Raw genomic sequence first — 13,442 nt, 5'->3', positions numbered from 1 at the left:
TACCGATTGAAAAGCCGCAGTTGTCGTGCGCCGTTCGTCCACGCAAGCGGCCCGGCATGGTGCGGCAACACTTCAGAACAACAACGGAACCGCCATGACGCTAGCCCGAACCATCGGCAAATCGGCTGCATGGATTGTCGGTATCGTCGCGGTGCTCATCGCGGCGGCCGGCATCTTTCTCTTCACGTTCGACTGGAACCGCGCGAAACCGTGGGTCAACGAACAGGTGAGTACGGCACTTGGCCGTCCGTTCGCGATCAACGGCGATCTCAAGGTCGGCTGGCGTCGTCCCGATGGCGAGACCGGCTGGCGCGCATGGGTGCCGTGGCCGAGCTTCTCCGCCACGCAGCTCGAGATCGGCAATCCCGACTGGGCGCAGGCGCCCAAGTTCGTCACGCTCGACGCCGCGCACTTCGACCTCGCGATTCTGCCGCTGCTCGCGCATGAAATCGTGATCCCGTCGATCGACGTCGTGAATCCCGCCGTCGATCTCGAGCGGCGCGCGGACGGCAGCAATACGTGGACGTTCCAGTTCAAGCAATCGTCGCAGCCGTCGCGCTGGAAGGTGCGGCTCGACAGTTTCGGTTTCGCGAAGGGCACCGTCACGTATCGCGACGCGATCACGAAGGCCGATCTGACCGTCGCGATCGATACGCTCGGCCAGCCTATCCCGCTCGGCGACGTGCTGAAGGAGCAGGAGCAGACGTCGCGTGCGGCCTCGGCGCAGCGCGTCGGCAAGCACGGCGCCGCGCAACTGGGCGCGAAGGTCGATGCGCAAGCCGCGTCGGGCGCGTCGGCGGCAAGTGCGGCTGCGGCCTCGGGTGCGTCGGCGGCGAGTGTCGTCGCTTCGGCGGCTGCCGGTTCGTCGGGTTCGTCGGCTTCATCCGCGCCTTCCGCGTCGGCGGCTGCCGCGTCCGGCGCGAGCGGGGCCGCGGCACCCGCGAAGCCCGCCGGCCCGACCTATGCATTCGGGCTGAAGTTCGACGGCCGCTACAAGAACGTGCCGATCAGCGGCACGGGCAAGGTCGGCGGCGTGCTTGCGATCCAGGATACGTCGCGGCCGTTCCCGTTGCAGGCCGACGTGAAGGCCGGCGACACACGCCTCGCGATCGTCGGCACGCTGACCGACCCGACGCATCTCGCGGCGCTCAACCTGCGGCTGTGGCTGCAGGGCACGTCGATGTCGCACCTTTACCAGCTCACGGGCATCACGCTGCCTGATACGCCGCCTTACGCGACCGAAGGGCGCTTGATCGGCAACTTCAAGCCGAACGCGAGCACCTTCCGCTACGAGAACTTCAACGGCCGCGTCGGCGGCAGCGATCTCGGCGGCACGCTCACCTGGGCGCAGCGCGAGCCGCGTCCGAAGCTGTCGGGCGAACTCGTGTCGAACCTGCTGCAATTCTCCGATCTCGCGCCGGTGATCGGCGCGGATACGGCCGCGAGCAAGGCCAAGCGCGGCGACACGACGCGCCAGCCGCCCGGCCGCGTGCTGCCGGTCGCGACGTTCCGTACCGAACGCTGGAGCGCGATCGATGCGGACGTGAAGTTCACCGGCCGCAAGCTGATCAAGAGCCCGGAGTTGCCGATCACCGACCTGTACACGCACATCCTGCTGCAGGACGGTGTGCTGTCGCTCGAGCCGCTGCAGTTCGGCGTCGCGGGCGGCACGCTCGCGACGAACGCGCGCCTCGACGGCAGCCGCACGCCGCTCAAGGGCCGCTTCACGCTGGCCGCGCGGCATCTGAAGCTCAAGCAGCTGTTCCCGACGCAGAAGGTGATGCAGACGGCGTTCGGCGAAATCAACGGCGACGCGTCGCTGTCGGCAACCGGCAATTCGCCGGCCGCGCTGGCGGCGACGTCGACCGGCGAAGTGAAGGCGCTCATCACCAACGGCCGCATCAGCCGCTTGCTGATGGAGGCCGCGGGGTTGAACGTCGCGAACGTCGTCTACGAGAAGCTGTTCGGCAACCGCGACGTCAACATCAACTGCGCGGCCATCGATTTCGTCGCGACCGACGGCATGCTCGACCCGAAGGTCTTCGCGCTCGATACCGACGATGCGCTGATCAACGTCGACGGCCCGATCAACCTGCGCGACGAATCGCTCGACCTGAAGATCCACCCGCACACGAAGGGCTTCCGGATCTTCTCGCTGCGCTCGCCGCTGTATGCGAAGGGCACGTTCAAGAACCCGAAGGTCGGCGTCGATGCGGGCGCGCTCGCGCTGCGCGCCGGCGCGATGGTCGGGCTCGGGCTGATCAACCCGTTCGCGGCGCTGATCCCGCTGATCGCGCCGAGCAACAACCGGGACGTGCCGTGCTCCGAGTTGTTCGGGCAGATGAAGGCGCAGGCCGCGCAGAAGGCGGCCAGGAAGGCCGGCAAGTAATGCTCAGCCGCCGGAGCGGCTTGCTCTGGTGCGCCCGGGGCGGTTGCGGCGCTCGAGCGCCCGCTGTGCGACGCCGCCGGGGGGCGTTCAGCGGCGCGCGCGGGCCCAGACGAGCACCGGTTCGACCTCCCGGCCGCCGATCCGGATCGGGGCGGTGGTGCCGAGTTGCAACCGGTCGCCGTCCAGGCTGACGACACGCTGCTGGACGTTGCCGATCCAGTTCGGATACAGGCTGACGTCCATTTCATGAGTCAACGTGCCGTCGTCGTCGACGTTGAAGGGGCCTGAATACGCAATGTAGCCGTGCGCCGCGGCCGCGCGCTCCTCGACGCTGCCGCCCTGCAGGTCGCCGTCCGCGTAAGGCGGGCGGCCGGCCGCCATCAGCTGCGCGGACATGTAGCCGTCGGGCGTATAGAGGATCCAGCCCCGCGCGTCGCGGCCGAGCGGATAGGTGATGGTCCCGCCGTCACGCGGGCGGATTTCGTAGGACACGAGGCGCCACGCGCCGACGAGTCGTTCGCGAAGCTGGCTGGCGAGCATGCGGGATTCCGGTAGGACGGCGGTGACGCGCGTGCCGTCGTGTTGACGGGCCGCCGGGCGGCGGGCCGGCGTGGCCGGAATGCGCTGCCGGGGCGGGGCGGTCGGCAGTTTCTCCGACACCTGCTAAAATACACGGTTTTCCGTCGATTTCTCTCTTACGGGACCTGCCGTGCTTTCTACTGCCAACATCACGATGCAATTCGGGCCGAAGCCCTTGTTCGAGAATATCTCGGTCAAATTCGGCGAGGGCAACCGCTACGGTCTGATCGGCGCGAACGGCTGTGGCAAGTCGACCTTCATGAAGATCCTCGGCGGCGACCTCGAGCCGAGCGCCGGCAACGTCGCGCTGGAGCCGAACGTGCGCCTGGGCAAGCTGCGCCAGGACCAGTTCGCGTACGAAGACGTGCGCGTGCTCGACGTCGTGATGATGGGCCACACCGAGATGTGGGCCGCGATGACCGAGCGTGATGCGATCTACGCGAACCCGGAAGCGACCGACGACGACTACATGCACGCGGCCGAGCTCGAAGGCAAGTTCGCCGAATACGGCGGCTACGACGCCGAAGCGCGCGCGGGCGCGCTGCTGCTGGGCATCGGCATCGAGGAAAAGTTCCACAACGGCACGATGGCCGACGTCGCGCCGGGCTGGAAGCTGCGCGTGCTGCTCGCGCAGGCGCTGTTCTCGAAGCCGGACGTGCTGCTGCTCGACGAACCGACCAACAACCTCGACATCAACTCGATCCGTTGGCTCGAGCACACGCTCAACGAGTACAACTCGACGATGATCATCATCTCCCACGATCGTCACTTCCTGAACTCGGTGTGCACGCACATGGCCGACATGGACTTCGGCACGCTGAAGGTCTGGCCGGGCAACTACGACGACTACATGCTCGCATCGGCGCAGGCGCGCGAGCGCCAGGCCGCGGCGAACGCCCGCGCGAAGGAGCGCGTGGCCGAACTGCAGGACTTCGTGCGCCGCTTCTCGGCGAACAAGTCGAAGGCGCGCCAGGCCACCAGCCGCGCGAAGCAGATCGACAAGATCAAGATCGAGGAATTCAAGCCGTCGTCGCGCCAGAACCCGTTCATCCGCTTCGAGTTCGAGAAGAAGCTGCACAACGTCGCGGTGGTCGCCGAAGAGATCACGAAGAAGTACGAGCGCACGATCTTCCAGAACTTCAACCTGTCGGTGCAGCCGGGCGAGCGCATCGCGATCATCGGCGAGAACGGCGCGGGCAAGACGACGCTGCTGCGCTCGCTGCTCGGCAACCTGCCGCTCGATCACGGCACGGTGAAGTGGGCCGAGAACGCGAATGTCGGCTACATGCCGCAGGACACGTACGAGGAATTCCCGGACGACATCACGCTGATGGACTGGATCGACCAGTACCGCAAGGACGGCGACGACGAAACGATGGTGCGCGGCACGCTGGGCCGCCTGCTGTTCTCGTCGGACGACATCAAGAAGTCGGTGAAGGTGCTGTCGGGCGGCGAGAAGGGTCGCATGATCTGGGGCAAGCTGATGCTCGGCCGCCACAACGTGCTGCTGATGGACGAGCCGACCAACCACATGGACATGGAGTCGATCGAGTCGCTGCAGATCGCGCTCGAGCAGTTCGAAGGCACGCTGATTTTCGTGTCGCACGACCGCGAATTCGTGAGCGGGCTGGCGAACCGGATCATCGAAGTGCGCACGGACGGCACGCTGTTCGACTTCGGCGGGAATTATGAGGAGTTCCTGACGAGTCAGGGGCAGGAGTAAGTGTAGCGTCTGAGGTGCCAAAGCGGCCCCTGAGTTCTACTCAGTGGGCTTTTTGGGCGTACCGCGAAGCGGGCGGGCGATATGGGCGGAGGGCGTGCAAAGCTGGGCGGCTTGCGAAGCTCTTCACCAAAAGAAGGGTGTAATACAGTACATCCCCAGCAGTTCCTCCGAGCTGCTGGGGATGTTATCAGGCGGTTACGTCGTTAGTGCGCCGCTCGATTAGCGTGCGCGAACTAAAAACATGAAGCAGTCCGCATTTTTTGGGTACACAAGCTTGCCAGTGCGCCAGTGCTTGAAGCACTTGCAGCAGACCCAGCGATAACCCGGCGGGGCGGGGCGGTTGGTGGTTTCCATATATGGAACTCCATGCCAAGGGCTCCACTTGACACCGGCAATCCACCACCCAATAATGAGCTTCCAAGTCGGGGATTGTTCCCGGCCTCCCTTCCGGACGGAACCATTGTCACAGGGAGATCAAGAGCCCCACACAGCGCCAACTGTGTGGGGCTTTTTCTTTGCGGCAGATGTTTATTCTGCATCTGTATCGTCTGCGAGTTGCATATCGATATACGCCTTCAATCGGTCCTTATCGGCTTCGTAGAAGGGGATAGGTAATTCAAGCCACGCACATCGACCTTTCGGCAGGCGTACCGGAACGCGAATTACGTCTGGGCTATTCGTTGTGGTGGCATGTGGGATATTGGTAACCACCTGCGCCGTGTTTCCGTGGGGCAGTTGCCCCCAGGTTGCCTGGGGCTGCGACGTTTGCTGAGCAGGGGCTGGAGCCAGTTCCGGCTGTTCAGGGGGCGGCTCCGTGAAGCCTGTGATTTCGAGAGTGCCGCCGCCATCCCATGATGCGGGGGGCTTGTCGTAGAAGCGAGAGAATTCGACGGACCGGCGGAATGCGCTTACATATGCGTCGGCGCCGCCTGGGATGAATCCCATGCTGATGAGGTCGAACCTGATGTTTGCGTCCGATGGAAGGCGGCTGTCATATTTGTCCAGTAGCGCTGAGAAGACGGCTGGAGTTCGCAACCACCCAACCAAATATGCCCGCTGCTGTGATTCATCCGGGCTATATTTGTAATTTTCGTAATCTTTGGCTACTGCCAAAACACCATCTTTTGGGCGTTCGAGTAAGCCGTAATAGCGCAGCGATGCGATCGCTTGCGCGGCAGACCCATTCGTGGCGCTTTTGTACCCGAGTGCTTGAGCAACGATTTCCGCAGGTGTCGCGTGGCGGCCCTCTTGCGCGTATATCTTTTCCACGCGATCAAGGGCATCTGGCAGAGCCAGTGTTGGAGCCCGTGGACTCTTCTTGCGCACGTCACTCATGAGACTTCTCCTTATCGACCGTTCCTAGTGTATCCGCAAATTTCAGACTGCGCCACATGATTTTCGGAGTTTGGGGATTTGTTTTCGCCGTATATCCGTATCTTTATTCGTTTAACGTTTGCGGGCAGATGCGCGCGCCGACGTTTGCGACGAAATCGACAGCATCGGTCGTGTAACGGTTCACTCCCCATGAAACGACTTGAGGCAAAATTACGCTCCGAATACCGTCCCCATTTCACCCCCGGAGCCGCCCTCGATGCAGGACCATCCTCTCCCGCTCGACCTGTCCGGCCTTGCGCCCAGCCTGTACGCGCAGGGCACCGAGGAGGGCATCCTGTCGCGCCTGATGGAGCGGATCGCGCCGACCCACCGCTTCTGCGTCGATATCGGCGCGAGCGACGGCCTGCGCAACAGCAATACCGCGCGGCTGCTGCGCGAACAGGATTGGGCCGGCGTACTGGTGGAAGGCAGCGCATACCGGTTCGGCAAGCTTGCCGCGCACTACGCCGGTGCGGAGCGCGTCCGCTTGCATCACGATCGCGTCCAGCCCGACACGGTCGATCAACTGCTCACCGAGGCGAACGTGCCGGCCGACTTCGACCTGCTGTCGATCGACATCGACGGCAACGACTACTGGGTGTGGCGCGGCCTGCAAGCGTTCCGGCCGCGCATCGTCGTGATCGAATACAACCCGTACTACACGCCGCCCGAGCGCTGGGTCATGTGCTTCAATCCGGACCACGAATGGGACGGCTCGACCTATTACGGCGCGAGCCTCGAATCGCTCGTGCATCTTGGCAGGCAGAAGGGCTATGAACTCGTGTGCTGCGACGACATGGGCAACAACGCGTTCTTCGTGCGGCGCGACCTGTACCCGCTGCTCGGCATCGCGAACAACGACCCGTCGGTGCTGTTCCGACCGGCGATGTACAAGCTGCGCTACGTCGGACACAACACGTTCCTGACCGGCCATCCGTATCGGCACGGGCCGGCCGAGCACATCTGAATGGATACGCTCGCCGCCACCTTCGACGAGATTCGCGACGCCTACGGGCTCGGCCGCGGCGGGCTGCCGACGCAGGTCAGCGAGCGGGTGTGGCATCTGCCGACCGACAGCAGCGCAGGCGTGGCGGTCAAGCGCTATGCGCTTGACCACCATGCGCGCGCGGTCAAGGAAGCCACCGTCCTCGCACATCTGGAAACGCATGTCGATACGCGCTTCCATGTGCAGACGCTCAAGCGCACGACGTCCGGCGCATCGCTTTGGTCGGGACAAAATTCCCATGCGATGCTGACCCGCTGGGAAGTCGGGCAATTCAAAACCTACGATACGTTCTCGACAACCGAATGGGATGCGCTCGGCGCCAGTCTGGCCGCGTTGCACGTGAGTCTCGAACAACTGCATCTGCCGTCGCTCGACACGATCCATGCGCGGCTGACCTCCATCGACGCGGATGCGGTACGCGGCAGCCTGCTGGAGGCACTCGATCGAGCCGATGCGAACGCTGCCGCCTCCGCGAACCTGCGCCGCTACGTCGATCTCGCGCTGCGCATGCTCGACCGCTACTATCCCGGCAGCATCGAAGCGTTTCCGGCCGACGACCCGCAGCATCCCATTCACAACGACTACAACCAGTTCAACTATCTGTTCACGGGCACGCTGCCGCCGCTGATCCTCGACTGGGAAGCATCGATCGGTGCGCCGCGCGAATACGAACTGGTGCGAGGCCTGAATCATTTGCCGCTGGAGGCGCCGGACCGCGCGGAAGCGTTCGTGCGTGCGTACCAGCGAGTGCAGCCGGTGAACCCGGCAAACATCGCATGGGCGGTCGATGCCGCCTGCTTGCAGCACGCGCTGAAGCTGTGGGTCGTGCAAGGCTGGCTCGACGATCCGTCGCGCTTCGCGTCGCACCTGAACGGCGCGGTGACGATGGCGTCCGCGATGGTGGACGCGCGTGACCATCTGATCGATTTCTTTTCCCGTTGCGTGGAAGCAGGAAGCTGATGTGAGTACGAGCCCGAACGAGATCCCGAATCGGCCACGCGCCGGCGAGCGGCAGCACGTGTTTCCGCCGCCGCTCGATCGCGATTACCGCGTCGAGGACGGACGCGTCCAGACGCGCTCGCTGGAAGCGCATATCGTCGATCACTGCAACCTCACTTGCGCGGAATGCTGCTCGCTGTCGCCGCTCCTGCCCGAGTGGTATGCGAGCCCCGCATCGATCGAAGCCGATTTGCGCAAGGCCGCGAAGGTGTTGCGCCCGCGCATGTTCAAGCTGGTTGGCGGTGAGCCGCTGCTGCATCCGGCGCTCGTCGAAATCGTCGAGCGCGCGCGCGGCACCGGCATCGCGCCCGTGATCTCGGTCACGACGAACGGCCTGAAACTCGGCGAGATGCCCGACGCGTTCTGGCAAGCGGTGGATGCGCTGACGATCTCGCGCTATCCGAAGCCGGCGCTTTCCACCGATCTGGTCGCGCATGTCGAGCGCCAGGCCGCACGCTTCGACGTGCGTCTGAACTGGAAAGTGCAGGACGTGTTCACGACGATGAACCGCGCACAGCCGGGCACGGATCGCGACGAAGCCCGACGCCTTTATCACGATTGCTGGATCCGGGAGCGCTGCCATATGATTCGCGACGGCATGTTCTACACGTGCACGCGCCCCGCGCATTTCCATACGTTGTACAAGGGCGAGAAGGACTTTCAGGCCGACGGCCTGCCGCTGCGCGACGACGCCGGCATGCTCGACGCGATGCTCGCGTATCTGCAACGCAAGACGCCGCTCGAAGCATGCCTGCATTGTCGGGGCGGCAGTGCGCCGGTCGCGCCGCACCGCATCCTGAAACGCATTGAAGTGGACACCTTGAAGGCTCGTTATCCATGATCGTCGGCACGCGCGACCCGTTCGGTTTCGATCGGCTGTACTACCATCCGCGCAGCGGCGTGTCGGCATCCGGCATCCGCGCCGTATTGCGGGCGTCGGGGCAACCGGCCGGCGCGCCGGACGCGGCCGCCATCGCGGGCTACCTGAGCGGCGAGCGTCTCGTCGGCCGTACCGTGCTGCGCGACGTGCGCGCGGTGCCGCCCGGTCATGCATTGACCCGGTCGCCGCAAGGGCTGACGGTGCGGCCGGCGCCCGAGCGGCCACGGCCAGCCGATCTCGACACCGTGCTGCGCGCGTCGCTGCAGCGCGCGCTCGACAGCGGCAAGCGGGTCGCGCTGGCGCTGAGCGGCGGGCTCGATTCGGCGCTGCTGCTCGCGTTGCTGCGCGAACTCGGCGCGTTGCGGCACGTGACGGCCTACATCCTTGCGACCGACATGCCCGATTACTGCGAACGCGACGCGGCGCTCGAACTGGCCGCGCAGATGCAGGCGAACGTGAAGATCGTGCGCGCGAACGAGGCCGATTTCGTCGCGGCGCTGCCGCGAACGACCCATGCGGTCGAGGAACCGATGTTCAACCTGCATCCGGTCGCGAAGCTGCTGTTGGCCGACGCGATGGCGGCGGACGGCGTCGAGGTGGCGATTACCGGCGACGGCGCGGATCAGGTCTTGCGCCGCGACCGCTCGGCCAACTATCTGCCGCTGTGCCATGCGCTGTTCGACGAGGCCTCGGTCGACCTGCATCCGCCGTTCGTCGATGCCGCCGTCGTCGCGCATCTGACGAGCATCGCGCCCGACCCGAACAAGCAGTGCCTGCGCGATCTCGGTGCGCGCCTGAATCTGCCGGACCGTCTCGTGCACGGCCCCAAGCGCGGGCGGCTCGCGCCGGCGATGAATCTCGCGACGCTGCTCGATCGCGACCGCACGCAGGCAGTGGCCGATACGCTCGGTCTGGCCGCGCCCACGTTGCAGGCGGATACCGAACGCGTGCTGTGGACGACGCTGACACTGCTTCTCGATCATCTCGATCATCTCGATCGCCTTCACCGCGATGCCGCGCATCGCCCAACCTGAGCCGCTCATGAAACGCATCCTGTTCTGCGTGGTGCCCGAGAAGGGCCACGTCAATCCGTGCATCGGCCCGGCCCAGCATCTGCGCGCCGCCGGCTGTGACGTCGCGTTCTATGCGCCGGCCGACATCAGCGCGCAGCTCGACGGCGCGGGCGACTTCGCGTTCGTCGGGCCGCGCGAGACGCCCGAGCGCCACGACCTGTCGCGCGGCGCGAGCTTCGCCGCGAACATTCGCGACGCCGACTGGCTGCGGCACTGGATCCGCACGCTGCTGATCGATCTCGCGCCCGCGCAGGTGGACGGCATCCGCGCGGTGCTGCGCGAATGGCAGCCCGACGTGGTCGTGATCGATCCGCTGCTCTATGCGGCGGCGATTGCCGCCGAGCTGGAAGGGCTGCCGTGGGTGTCGATGTCCAATTCGCTGAATCCGGTGCTGCCGGACGATCTCGATTCGGAATTGCTGCGCACGGTGCGATGGCTCGAACCGGAACGCACGCGCCTGTTCGCGCGCTACGGCCTCGACGCGCGCTTTCGCGGGTGCGACGTGCTGTCGCCGCACCTGACGCTCGCGTTCACGACCGACGCGCTGGTCGGCGCGCCGCCGCCCGGCGTCGAGCTGGTCGGCCCCGCGATGCCGTCGGGCCCGCGCGGCGACGAGACGGTGTTTCCATGGGAACGCCTCGACGCGGATCGTCCGCTCGTCTACATGTCGCTCGGCAGCCAGCTTTACTACCACCCGGACCTGTTCGCGAAGGTAATCGACGCGACGCGTGCGACGGCCGCGCAACTGGTGCTGTCGGTGGGCGAACTGGTCGATTCGGATCTGCTGCCGGCCGGCGACGAACGCGTGATCGCGGTACGTTACGCGCCGCAACTGGCGCTGCTGCGGCGCACGCATGCGTTCGTCAGCCACGGCGGCGCGAATTCGGTGATGGAGTCGCTCGCGTGCGGCGTGCCGATGCTGCTGTCGCCGTTCTGCAACGACCAGTTCCATTCGGCGCATTTCGTCGAGCGGGCCGGCGCGGGCTGTGTGCTCGATCTGCGGCAGGCCGGCGTCGCGGCCATTACCGACGCGCTCGAACGCCTGTTGCGTGCCGGATCGTTGCGCGAGCAGGCGGCGCGGATCCGCGACAGCTATGCCGCGTGCGACGGCTCCGCGCAAGCGGCCCGCCTGATCAGCGCACTCGCTTCAGGAAGCCGCCTGGCGACAGCGTCATGAGCACGCGGTCCTCGATGTCGTGGTCGATTTCGAACCGGTCGTCGCGGCCAAGAAATTCGCGCGCGGCCGTGGCCGGGTTGTTGCCTCGGCCGTACGGCTTGCCGTCGAACATCGACTCGGGCAGGTACTCCATGATCGTGTCCATCACGATCGCGTAGCTGCCGGGCGTCACGAACGGCGCATAGCATTCGAGTTCGCGCAGCACGTGCGCGTGCGTATGCGTGAGATCGAGAATCGCCATCACGCGCGCGCCGTCGCCGATCTGCGCGCGCACCGACGCGAGCGTGTCGGCCGCGCACGATTCGCCCTCGATCAGCACCATGCGGTGGGCGAGCCGGTGCGCGTGCAGGCGCTGGCGGACCTCGTCGCGCAGGCGCGGCTCGATCGCGACGACGCGGCCATCGGTGCCCGCCAGCTCCAGCATCGACGCGGTGAACACCACGCCGCCGCCCGCCGCGATGCCGGTCTGCACGATGCAGTCGGGACGCTCGCGCCAGATGAGTTCCTGCAGCGCGAGCATGTCGCCGGGCAGATGGAAGAAGCGCTCGCCGAGCCAGCGGGTCTGGAACAGATGGCCGAATTCGGCGGCGCGCGTCAGCCATTCGATGTTGATGTCCCGCATGCGGGCCGAAGGACGCTCTGACATGGTCGATGCAACGAGTAGGAGTGACGTGAAAACGCTGGAATCGTGGCTTCACCGGTACTGGAATACCGGGCCCGCGCGCCTGCAGGCGCTGGCGTCGGGCCATACTAACAAAACGTATCTCGTCGAGGGCGATGCGGGGCGCACGGTGCTGCGCGTGTCGTGGTCCGGCAAGCCGGTCGCGCAGATGCGGCGCGAGGCGTCGATACTCGCGCGTCTCGGCGAGGCGCGCACGGTGTCGACGCTGCCCGCGCTGCCGCGGCTGCGCCCGACCGTCGACGCGCAACCCGGCGTGCAGACGCCCGACGGGAGCTGGTTGCATCTGTTCGAGCATATCGACGGCCGTCCCGGCCTGCCGGACGACCCGCATGCGGGCGCGATCGATGCGATGCGCACGCTCGCGCATCTGCATGCGGCGCTGGCCGCGATACCCGCCGGCGAAGCGGCGCCGCTGGCGTGGCTGTCGGCCCGTCATGCGCGCGTCGCGGCGCGCGCGATGCCGTCGCTGCCGGCCGGCTTGAGCGACGACTACGGCACGGTGATCCGGCGGATCGGCACGCATCTCGACGCGGCGGCATCGTGGTTGACGGGGCCGGTGCATTGGCTGCACGGCGACTATCACGCGGGCAACCTGCTGTATGTCGGCAACGCGGTGAACGGCGTGCTGGATTTCGACGACGTGGGGCAGGGGGCGCAATGGCTCGAGGCGGCCTTTGCGTCGTTCGCGCTGTCGCGCGATGCGGGCCGGGACGATGGCTTCGTGTTCGACCGCGGGCGATGGACGGCCGGCCTGGAGGCTTATGCGGCGACGCGGCCGGATGCGGCGCCGGCGTGGCTGCGCGACAACCACGACGCGCTGATGACGCTGTTCTGCGCGGATCAGACGCTGATCCATCTCGAGGCCGCGCAGCGCGGGCTGTGGATGCCGGGGCCCGGGATCGGTTTCCTTGGCGGCTGGCGCCAGTTGCTGGACGGGACGGTGCCCGCGGGCTAGCGGGGCGTCGCGTCGGCGCGCCGCCGGTTCAGGAACAGGCGCACGGCTTCGACCGTGTTGGGCCGCGCTTCGCCATGCCGCGACCCGTCGTGCAGGCAGAACAGCACGTCGCGCTGCCGCGCCGTGCAGGCGTCGACATGCGCGCACATCGCGTCGAACAGTGCCTGGGGTGACGGGGGCGGCCGCTGCCAGTCGTCCAGTATCGCGGTCCAGCCGGTGTGTTCGCGCCGCAGGCGCGCGAGCACGGCCGCGCGATCGTCGTGCGGCATCAACCCGTACGGAAGGCGCAGCGGGATCGTGCCGGGCGCGGCAAGGCCGGCGCGGCGGTAGACGTCGCGGATCAGCGCATCGGTTGCATCGATCTCGTCGATCAGTGCGGCGTCGGTGAGCGTGCCCGGCCTCGCATGCGAATAGGTGTGATTGCCGAGCCGGTGGCCTTCGCGCGCGATTCTCGTCGCGACGTCGAGCGCGCCTGGCAAGTGCTGGCCGAGCACGAAGAACGTCGCCGCGCACGCGGCGTCGCGCAGCACGTCGAGCAGCGCGGGCGTCGACGGGCCGGGGCCGTCGTCGAAACTGAGGTGAATGGACGTCATGATTGCCAGGGT

12 protein-coding genes are annotated in these 13,442 nt (G+C 66.3%); 8 read left to right on the top strand and 4 right to left on the bottom strand.

The window, feature by feature from the left end:
* Positions 1-94 precede the first annotated feature (94 nt).
* A complete protein-coding gene (locus CFB52_RS09075; protein ID WP_099316449.1) occupies positions 95-2,389 on the top strand; it encodes an AsmA family protein in 2,295 nt (764 codons plus the stop codon).
* An 87-nt stretch (positions 2,390-2,476) separates the two neighbouring features.
* Here CFB52_RS09075 and CFB52_RS09070 read toward each other — a convergent pair whose 3' ends face one another.
* Positions 2,477-2,929, bottom strand: a complete 453-nt coding sequence (locus CFB52_RS09070; protein WP_059583495.1) for a lipocalin-like domain-containing protein — start codon at positions 2,927-2,929, stop codon at positions 2,477-2,479.
* A 169-nt stretch (positions 2,930-3,098) separates the two neighbouring features.
* Between CFB52_RS09070 and CFB52_RS09065 the strand changes: the two genes are divergently transcribed.
* Entirely contained in the window at positions 3,099-4,691 is a 1,593-nt protein-coding gene (locus CFB52_RS09065; RefSeq protein WP_060318733.1) for an ABC-F family ATPase, read from the top strand.
* A 528-nt stretch (positions 4,692-5,219) separates the two neighbouring features.
* Here the strand turns inward: CFB52_RS09065 and CFB52_RS34180 are convergent.
* Positions 5,220-6,026, bottom strand: coding sequence for a hypothetical protein (locus tag CFB52_RS34180; protein WP_144029730.1), 807 nt, complete (start codon positions 6,024-6,026; stop codon positions 5,220-5,222).
* A 256-nt stretch (positions 6,027-6,282) separates the two neighbouring features.
* Between CFB52_RS34180 and CFB52_RS09060 the strand changes: the two genes are divergently transcribed.
* The 5 genes from CFB52_RS09060 to CFB52_RS09040 are packed head-to-tail and all read left to right on the top strand — an operon-like array spanning position 6,283 to position 11,200.
* A complete protein-coding gene (locus CFB52_RS09060) occupies positions 6,283-7,032 on the top strand; it encodes an FkbM family methyltransferase (RefSeq protein WP_099316448.1) in 750 nt (249 codons plus the stop codon).
* Positions 7,033-8,031: a phosphotransferase enzyme family protein gene (locus CFB52_RS09055; protein WP_099316447.1), complete on the top strand. Its 999-nt coding sequence runs from the start codon at positions 7,033-7,035 to the stop codon at positions 8,029-8,031.
* A 1-nt stretch (position 8,032) separates the two neighbouring features.
* Positions 8,033-8,911, top strand: coding sequence for a 4Fe-4S cluster-binding domain-containing protein (locus tag CFB52_RS09050; protein ID WP_099316446.1), 879 nt, complete (start codon positions 8,033-8,035; stop codon positions 8,909-8,911).
* Entirely contained in the window at positions 8,908-9,984 is a 1,077-nt protein-coding gene (locus CFB52_RS09045) for an asparagine synthase-related protein (RefSeq protein ID WP_099316445.1), read from the top strand. The genes CFB52_RS09050 and CFB52_RS09045 overlap by 4 nt, the downstream gene beginning before the upstream one ends.
* 7 nt (positions 9,985-9,991) lie before the next feature.
* Complete coding sequence (locus tag CFB52_RS09040) at positions 9,992-11,200, top strand: glycosyltransferase (protein ID WP_099316444.1); 1,209 nt, start codon at positions 9,992-9,994, stop codon at positions 11,198-11,200.
* Here the strand turns inward: CFB52_RS09040 and CFB52_RS09035 are convergent.
* Positions 11,157-11,846, bottom strand: coding sequence for a cephalosporin hydroxylase family protein (locus tag CFB52_RS09035; RefSeq protein WP_060966161.1), 690 nt, complete (start codon positions 11,844-11,846; stop codon positions 11,157-11,159). The genes CFB52_RS09040 and CFB52_RS09035 overlap by 44 nt on opposite strands.
* A gap of 25 nt (positions 11,847-11,871) precedes the next feature.
* Here CFB52_RS09035 and CFB52_RS09030 point away from each other — a divergent pair, with 25 nt between their 5' ends.
* A complete protein-coding gene (locus CFB52_RS09030; RefSeq protein ID WP_099316443.1) occupies positions 11,872-12,837 on the top strand; it encodes a phosphotransferase in 966 nt (321 codons plus the stop codon).
* Here the strand turns inward: CFB52_RS09030 and CFB52_RS09025 are convergent.
* Entirely contained in the window at positions 12,834-13,430 is a 597-nt protein-coding gene (locus tag CFB52_RS09025; RefSeq protein ID WP_099316442.1) for a polysaccharide deacetylase family protein, read from the bottom strand. The genes CFB52_RS09030 and CFB52_RS09025 overlap by 4 nt on opposite strands.
* Positions 13,431-13,442: the final 12 nt, after the last annotated feature.

This window comes from Burkholderia sp. AU18528 (assembly GCF_002223215.2).
Classification (GTDB): Bacteria; Pseudomonadota; Gammaproteobacteria; order Burkholderiales; family Burkholderiaceae; genus Burkholderia; species Burkholderia semiarida.
Note: the sequence above shows the minus strand (reverse complement) of the source record. Positions and strands in the feature narration are given on the sequence as shown.

Bases quoted from the DNA above. Each gene is read 5' to 3' on its own strand.
- CFB52_RS34180 (WP_144029730.1), bottom strand. From the start codon at position 6,026: ATGAGTGACGTGCGCAAGAAGAGTCCACGGGCTCCAACACTGGCTCTG.
- CFB52_RS09045 (WP_099316445.1), top strand. From the start codon at position 8,908: ATGATCGTCGGCACGCGCGACCCGTTCGGTTTCGATCGGCTGTACTAC.
- CFB52_RS09040 (WP_099316444.1), top strand. From the start codon at position 9,992: ATGAAACGCATCCTGTTCTGCGTGGTGCCCGAGAAGGGCCACGTCAAT.
- CFB52_RS09025 (WP_099316442.1), bottom strand. From the start codon at position 13,430: ATGACGTCCATTCACCTCAGTTTCGACGACGGCCCCGGCCCGTCGACG.
- CFB52_RS09055 (WP_099316447.1), top strand. From the start codon at position 7,033: ATGGATACGCTCGCCGCCACCTTCGACGAGATTCGCGACGCCTACGGG.
- CFB52_RS09035 (WP_060966161.1), bottom strand. From the start codon at position 11,846: ATGTCAGAGCGTCCTTCGGCCCGCATGCGGGACATCAACATCGAATGG.
- CFB52_RS09070 (WP_059583495.1), bottom strand. From the start codon at position 2,929: ATGCTCGCCAGCCAGCTTCGCGAACGACTCGTCGGCGCGTGGCGCCTC.
- CFB52_RS09060 (WP_099316448.1), top strand. From the start codon at position 6,283: ATGCAGGACCATCCTCTCCCGCTCGACCTGTCCGGCCTTGCGCCCAGC.
- CFB52_RS09075 (WP_099316449.1), top strand. From the start codon at position 95: ATGACGCTAGCCCGAACCATCGGCAAATCGGCTGCATGGATTGTCGGT.